Genomic DNA, 5,478 nt, shown 5'->3' on the forward strand with positions numbered 1-5,478 from the left:
CGGGGCTAGAGGGCCAGCACCGGCAGGAGCGCCTGCAGCTTCATCTCGGTCTCGGCCAGCTCCGCGGCGGGATCGGAGTCGCGCACCACGCCGACGCCCGCGTAGCAGCGCGCCACCGTGCCGGTGAGCAGCGCCGAGCGCAGCGCGACGCAGAACTCGCCGTCCTGCGCGATGTCCGTCCACCCGACCGGACCGGCGTACCAGCCCCGATCCAGGCCCTCGAGCTCCGGGATCAGCGGCGCCGCCCGGGCCAGCGGCTCCCCGCCGACCGCCGGGGTCGGGTGCAGCAGACCGGCGAGCTCGACGACCGGCACCGGCCGGGCGAGCTGGGCGCGGATCGGCGTGGCGAGATGCTGGATGTTCGCGACCTTGACGACCTGCGGCTCCTCGGCCGCCGTCACCCAGACGCTGAACGGGCGAAGGCTGCGCTCGATGCGCCGCGTCACGATCGCCTGCTCGGCCCGGTCCTTGGCGGACTGCAGCAGCGCCTCGCCGAGGTGGTCGTCGACCGAGGGGTCGGCGCTGCGCCGGGTGGAGCCCGCGAGCGCCAACGTCCCCGCGCGCATGCCGTCCCGCGCGATGAGCAACTCGGGGGACGCCGCGAGGAACGCGCTCTCCCCACGTCCGGCGCACACGATGTAACACGACGGGAACGCCTCCCGCAGCACCCCGAGCACGGCGCCCGGGTCGTGCGGGGCGGCGGCGTGCACCTGCACCTCCCGGGCCAGCACGACCTTCTCGAGATCGCCGGCGACGATGCGCTCCACGCCGCGGGCGACCGCGCCCTCGTAGTGCTCCGGGGGCATCGCGCTGGCCACGCGCGGCCGGTCGAGCGGGTCGGGATCCAGCAACGGCAGCCGTTCGGCGCGCATGGCGTCCAGGCGCTCCTCGAGCCGGGCCAGCAGGTCCTCCGGCGTGTCGTCGGGCCGCGCGAGCGCGGTCACCGTCATCCGGGCGTCGGCGCCACGGCGCGCGATCGAGACCTCGGGCAGGTGCAGCGACGCCGGTGCGAACCCCGTCCAGTGCGGGGCCGCGCCTCCCTCGTCGGCGAACGCGAAGCCCCCGACCGCCACCGGGCCGGCGCCGCGCGGACCGTCGCCGGGCTCGTCGCACGCCGCGCTCGCCGCGAGTTCCGCCCAGCGCTTGGCGACGGTGGCGAACCGATCCGGGCCGCGGGCCTCCAAATGTGCCGCGCAGCCGAGGGCGGCCAGCGCGGCACCGTCGCGGTCGGGCTGCTCCATGACGAACCACGGCTCGCCGGCCCGTCGCGAGGCGACCACGACCGCGGTCGGGTCGGTGCCGGCGGGTACGGGCACGGTGATCGAGCCCAGCGCCTCACCGGACCGGGCGGAGCGGGCCCGGCGCACGGCGGTGCCGAGGTGGTGCAGGAGGCGGTCCCGGTCGTCCGCCCGCAGCGCGAACGGACCTGCGGTGTCCTGCGAGGTGACCGGCGTGCGCCCCATGGACGACGGATTCTATGGGGGCGGGGTGGCGCATCCGCCCCCGCCTACCGCGCGGGCCGGCCGGCGCCGCGCGGACCCGACCGGGACCAGCGCGGATCCGGAGATCAGGTCTCGGCGCGGCCGCGGGCGATCGCGATCTCGCCCGTGCGCATCATCTCGATGAGTCCGAAGGACCGGACCATGCGCTCGAACGCCGCGACCTTGTCGGTCGTGCCGGTGACCTCGATGATGATCGATCGCTTGCCGACGTCCACGACCTTGCCACGGAAGATCTCGCAGATCTGCAGGACCTCGGCGCGCGCGGCGCCGTCCGCGGCGACCTTGAACAGGGCCAGCTCCCTCGCGACCGTGTCGTCCGGCTCGAGGTCGCGGATCTTCAGGACGTTGATCAGCTTGTGCAGCTGCTTGGTGACCTGATCGATCGGGTGCAGCGCACCGTCCACGGTGAGGGTGACGCGGGAGATGTGCTCGTCGTCGGTCGGCCCCACGGTGAGCGTGTCGATGTTGAACCCGCGCCGTGCGAACAGGCCCGCGATGCGGGTCAGGACGCCGGGCTTGTTCTCCACGAGGATCGAGAGGACGTGCTTGCGGCCCGTCATCAGACCGCCGCTGGCCTCGAGTTCCTCGAGGGACATGATGTCCTGTGCGGTTCCGGGATCACCCATGCCTCAGCCCACCATGTCGCGAGCCGCGGCGCCGGGCTCGATCATCGGGTACACGTTCTCCTCCGCGGTGACGCGGGCGTCGACCACGACCGGGCCGGGCACCGCGATCGCGGCCTTGAGGTCCTCGACGAGCGTCGTCTTGTCCGTCAGCCGCACGGCGTGGCAGCCGTAGGCCTCGGCGAGCTTGACGAAGTCCGGGAACTGCCCCATGTCCACGCTGGAGTAGCGCCGCTCCCAGAACAGCTCCTGCCACTGTCGGACCATGCCCAGGTAGCCGTTGTTGGAGATGATCACCTTCACGGGGATCTGCTCCTGCGCGCAGGTGGCGAGCTCCTGGATGTTCATCTGGATCGAGCCGTCGCCGGTGATGCAGACGACCGTCCGGTCCGGGCAGCCGATCGCCGCCCCCATCGCAGCCGGCAGCCCGAAGCCCATCGTCCCGAGACCACCGGAGTTGATCCAGCGACGCGGCTCCGGGAAGTCGTAGTACTGCGCCGTCCACATCTGATGCTGGCCGACGTCGGAGGTGACGATGGCCTCGCCGCCCGTGGCCTCGTAGAGCGCCTGGATCAGCCGCTGGGGCTTGATCTCGGTGGTCTCGCTGTCGTCGTAGCGCAGCGGATGGCGGGTCTTCCAGTCCGCGATCCGGCCGTTCCACTCCTCCAGCCGCGACGAGTCGGTGTCCAGCGCCCGGTACTCGTCGACCAGCTTCGCGAGCACGGCCTTGCAGTCGCCCACGATCGGGATGTGGGCGGGGATGTTCTTGCTGATCTCCGCCGGATCGATGTCGATGTGGATGAACTTCGCCCGCGGTGCGAACTCGCTGAGCTTGCCGGTGATCCGGTCGTCGAACCGCGCGCCGACGCAGCAGATGAGGTCGGCCTCGTCCATCGCGTAGTTCGCGGCCCGCGTGCCGTGCATGCCGAGCATGCCGAGCCACTGCGGGTCCGGCGCCGGGAACGCGCCGAGGCCCATCAGCGTGCAGGTGACCGCGAACTTGTCGGAGCGCACGAGCGCCCGCAGTTCCTCGGACGCATTGGCGTTGACCACACCGCCGCCGGCGTAGATCACGGGGCGGCGAGCCGCAGCCAGCGCCTTGGCGGCCTGGCGGATCTGCTTGGTGTTGCCCTCGGTGGTCGGCTGGTACCCGGGCAGACGGACGTCCGTCACCGGCTCGTACGGGATGTCGGCGCGGGAGAGATCCGTGGGGATGTCGACCACGACGGGACCCGGACGCCCCGTGCGGGCCAGGTAGAACGCCTCGTGCAGCGCCCGCGGGATCTCCAGCGGGTGCTTGATCATGAAGCTGTGCTTGACGCCGGGCATCGTGATGCCCATGACGTCGGCCTCCTGGAACCCGTCGGTGCCGAGGAGGTCGGTACGGACCTGGCCGGTGATGAAGACCACCGGGACCGAGTCCATCATCGCGTCGACGATCGGGGTCACCAGGTTCGTGGCGCCGGGGCCGGAGGTGCCGAGCGAGACGCCGACCTTGCCCGTCGCCTTCGCGTAGCCCTCGGCGGCGTGCCCGCCGCCGGCCTCGTGCCGCACCAGGATGTGCCGGATGCCGGCGTCGTACAGCGCGTCGTAGGTCGGGATGTTGGCGCCGCCGGGAAGCCCGAATACGACCTCGACGCCCTCCGCCTTCAAGCATTCCATCAGTGCGTCGACTGCACGCATCTGCGCTCAACCTCCTTCCTACGACTCGTCGGTCTGGTCATGGGACATGTCGAGCCGCCCGGACGGCGGCTCGCAAGAGCGGCCAGTGTAGCAACGGGGTAGGGCTTCGCCGCGCCGGTCAGCGGGCGATCGGCTCCGCGTCGGCGGTGTAGTCGAGCTCCGTTCCGCAGCCCACGCACAATGCGTCGTGGAGCATGCAGACCCGCCCGCACGCCGGACACCTCCGCCGAGGCTCGTCCTGCTCGTTGCGGTAGGCGAACGCGGCGAGCAGCCCGATGCCCGGGACCACGGCGCCGATGGTGAACCAGAGGATGCGGGAGCTCCCCTTGCTGTGGCCGATCACGGCGGTGGCGATGCCGAAGGCCACCGCGAAGACCAGGTAGATGACACCGGCCATGACAGGACCGGGCGTCAGAGGACGCGGAGCGCCCAGACGATCGCGACCACAGCCGCGACGACGACCAGGGTGGTCGCGATGCCCGCGACGACACCGATGACGATCTTCAGCAGGATCCACGCGGCCACCGCGAGGACCAGGATCGCGAGCGCCCGCTGACCGAGGGAACTGACCGATTCGCGCATGGACCGAGGGTACACCTGCGGACGGTCCGTCCTCGCGCCCCGAGACGGGCCGGGCCCGCCAGGACGCCGATCCCCATCAACCGTCGCGGCGGGCCCGGCCCGGTTGCACCCCGGGAGGAGGTCGTCTTCGTGCTACGGCCGTGTGCGCTCGGCCGCCGGCCGCGCGGGCTCCGGGCGGACCTGCGCGTGGCGCGCCAGCCGGTAGCGCCGGACCTTCGGCGTGTCCGGCGAGCGATGGCGGGTGTCGTCGATCGCCAGCAGGGAGAGCCGGCCGATCGCGGGTGCTGAGCTGCGGCGGGAGGGCATGGACAGCATGCTGCCGCGGCGCCCGCCCGGCGCCCATGGTCAGGCGGTCCCGGTTGCGGGACCCACGGTTCGCCCGTCGGTCCAGCGTGCCCGCTCGACCCGTCCTGCCGCGTCGAGCGCGGGCCGCATCCCCTTCGGGACCCTTCGGCGCACCCGCCACCGCGCCCCGGCGAAGGAGTGGTTGGCCACGGTGGCGAAGCCCGCCTCGTCCTCGCGCAGCGCCAGGAGCAGGTGCGCGATGCGGTCGCTGGACGGCAGCTCGGGATGGTTCACGCGGACGCAGTAGCAGTGCACGCGCCGGCCCCCGTCCCGCACCAGCAGCGCGCCGCCCTCCCCCAGGAGCCAGGTGCCCAGGCCGCCCCGCTCCATCACGAGGCCGGTCCGTCCGTGGAGGTCGCGAGCCTCGTGGCCGACCAGATCGCCCAGGAGCCCGAGCGCCACGCGTTCCGGTCCCGCTGCCGTGCGCGCCTTGGGCCGCACGACGTTGGCGCCGCGCTGCGCGTAGAGCTCGGGGAGGATCCAGCCCTGGGCGAACGCCATCAGGGCGACGGGCGCCGTGAGCGGCTCGACGATCAGCAGCACGATGCCGGTGATCGTGAACGGGACGACGTAGCCGAGCGTCGAGACCGTCCATCCGATGGCACGGCGCCGGAGCTCGCGCTCGTCGACCCGTCGTCGCCAGTGGACGTTGGCCGTCTCCGGGAGCACCCGGCCGTCCTGCGCCCGCGTCGCGGGTGTGGAGCTCACCCGCCGGAGATGGGCAGGCGCATGATCACGAGGTC

The 5,478-nt window shown here is 72.5% G+C and carries 7 protein-coding genes; all 7 read right to left on the reverse strand.

Annotated features, from left to right (window positions below; translation table 11 throughout):
* Window positions 1–5 precede the first annotated feature (5 nt).
* The 7 genes from ABYE80_RS16255 to ABYE80_RS16285 all read right to left on the reverse strand — a co-directional run bounded on the left by ABYE80_RS16255 (window position 6) and on the right by ABYE80_RS16285 (window position 5,443).
* Entirely contained in the window at window positions 6–1,463 is a 1,458-nt protein-coding gene (locus tag ABYE80_RS16255; protein WP_372791352.1) for an isochorismate synthase MenF, read from the reverse strand.
* A 104-nt stretch (window positions 1,464–1,567) separates the two neighbouring features.
* Entirely contained in the window at window positions 1,568–2,062 is a 495-nt protein-coding gene (ilvN, locus tag ABYE80_RS16260) for an acetolactate synthase small subunit (RefSeq protein WP_372791358.1), read from the reverse strand.
* 69 nt (window positions 2,063–2,131) lie between these two features.
* Window positions 2,132–3,808 (reverse strand): biosynthetic-type acetolactate synthase large subunit, encoded by a 1,677-nt coding sequence (gene ilvB, locus ABYE80_RS16265; RefSeq protein ID WP_372791353.1) that lies wholly within the window; start codon window positions 3,806–3,808, stop codon window positions 2,132–2,134.
* Between the two features lie 118 nt (window positions 3,809–3,926).
* Window positions 3,927–4,205, reverse strand: coding sequence for a hypothetical protein (locus ABYE80_RS16270; protein ID WP_372791354.1), 279 nt, complete (start codon window positions 4,203–4,205; stop codon window positions 3,927–3,929).
* A gap of 14 nt (window positions 4,206–4,219) precedes the next feature.
* Entirely contained in the window at window positions 4,220–4,390 is a 171-nt protein-coding gene (locus ABYE80_RS16275) for a hypothetical protein (RefSeq protein ID WP_372791355.1), read from the reverse strand.
* Between the two features lie 132 nt (window positions 4,391–4,522).
* Window positions 4,523–4,696, reverse strand: a complete 174-nt coding sequence (locus tag ABYE80_RS16280; protein WP_372791356.1) for a hypothetical protein — start codon at window positions 4,694–4,696, stop codon at window positions 4,523–4,525.
* A 39-nt stretch (window positions 4,697–4,735) separates the two neighbouring features.
* Window positions 4,736–5,443, reverse strand: coding sequence for a hypothetical protein (locus tag ABYE80_RS16285; RefSeq protein WP_372791357.1), 708 nt, complete (start codon window positions 5,441–5,443; stop codon window positions 4,736–4,738).
* Between the last annotated feature and the right edge of the window lie 35 nt (window positions 5,444–5,478).

Source organism: Paraconexibacter sp. (genome assembly GCF_041602235.1).
Lineage (GTDB): Bacteria > Actinomycetota > Thermoleophilia > Solirubrobacterales > Solirubrobacteraceae > Paraconexibacter.

Coding starts and splice junctions, on each gene's coding strand:
- ABYE80_RS16255 (WP_372791352.1), bottom strand. CDS start 1,463: ATGGGGCGCACGCCGGTCACCTCGCAGGACACCGCAGGTCCGTTCGCG.
- ilvN (WP_372791358.1), bottom strand. CDS start 2,062: ATGACGGGCCGCAAGCACGTCCTCTCGATCCTCGTGGAGAACAAGCCC.
- ilvB (WP_372791353.1), bottom strand. CDS start 3,808: ATGCGTGCAGTCGACGCACTGATGGAATGCTTGAAGGCGGAGGGCGTC.
- ABYE80_RS16270 (WP_372791354.1), bottom strand. CDS start 4,205: ATGGCCGGTGTCATCTACCTGGTCTTCGCGGTGGCCTTCGGCATCGCC.
- ABYE80_RS16275 (WP_372791355.1), bottom strand. CDS start 4,390: ATGCGCGAATCGGTCAGTTCCCTCGGTCAGCGGGCGCTCGCGATCCTG.
- ABYE80_RS16280 (WP_372791356.1), bottom strand. CDS start 4,696: ATGCCCTCCCGCCGCAGCTCAGCACCCGCGATCGGCCGGCTCTCCCTG.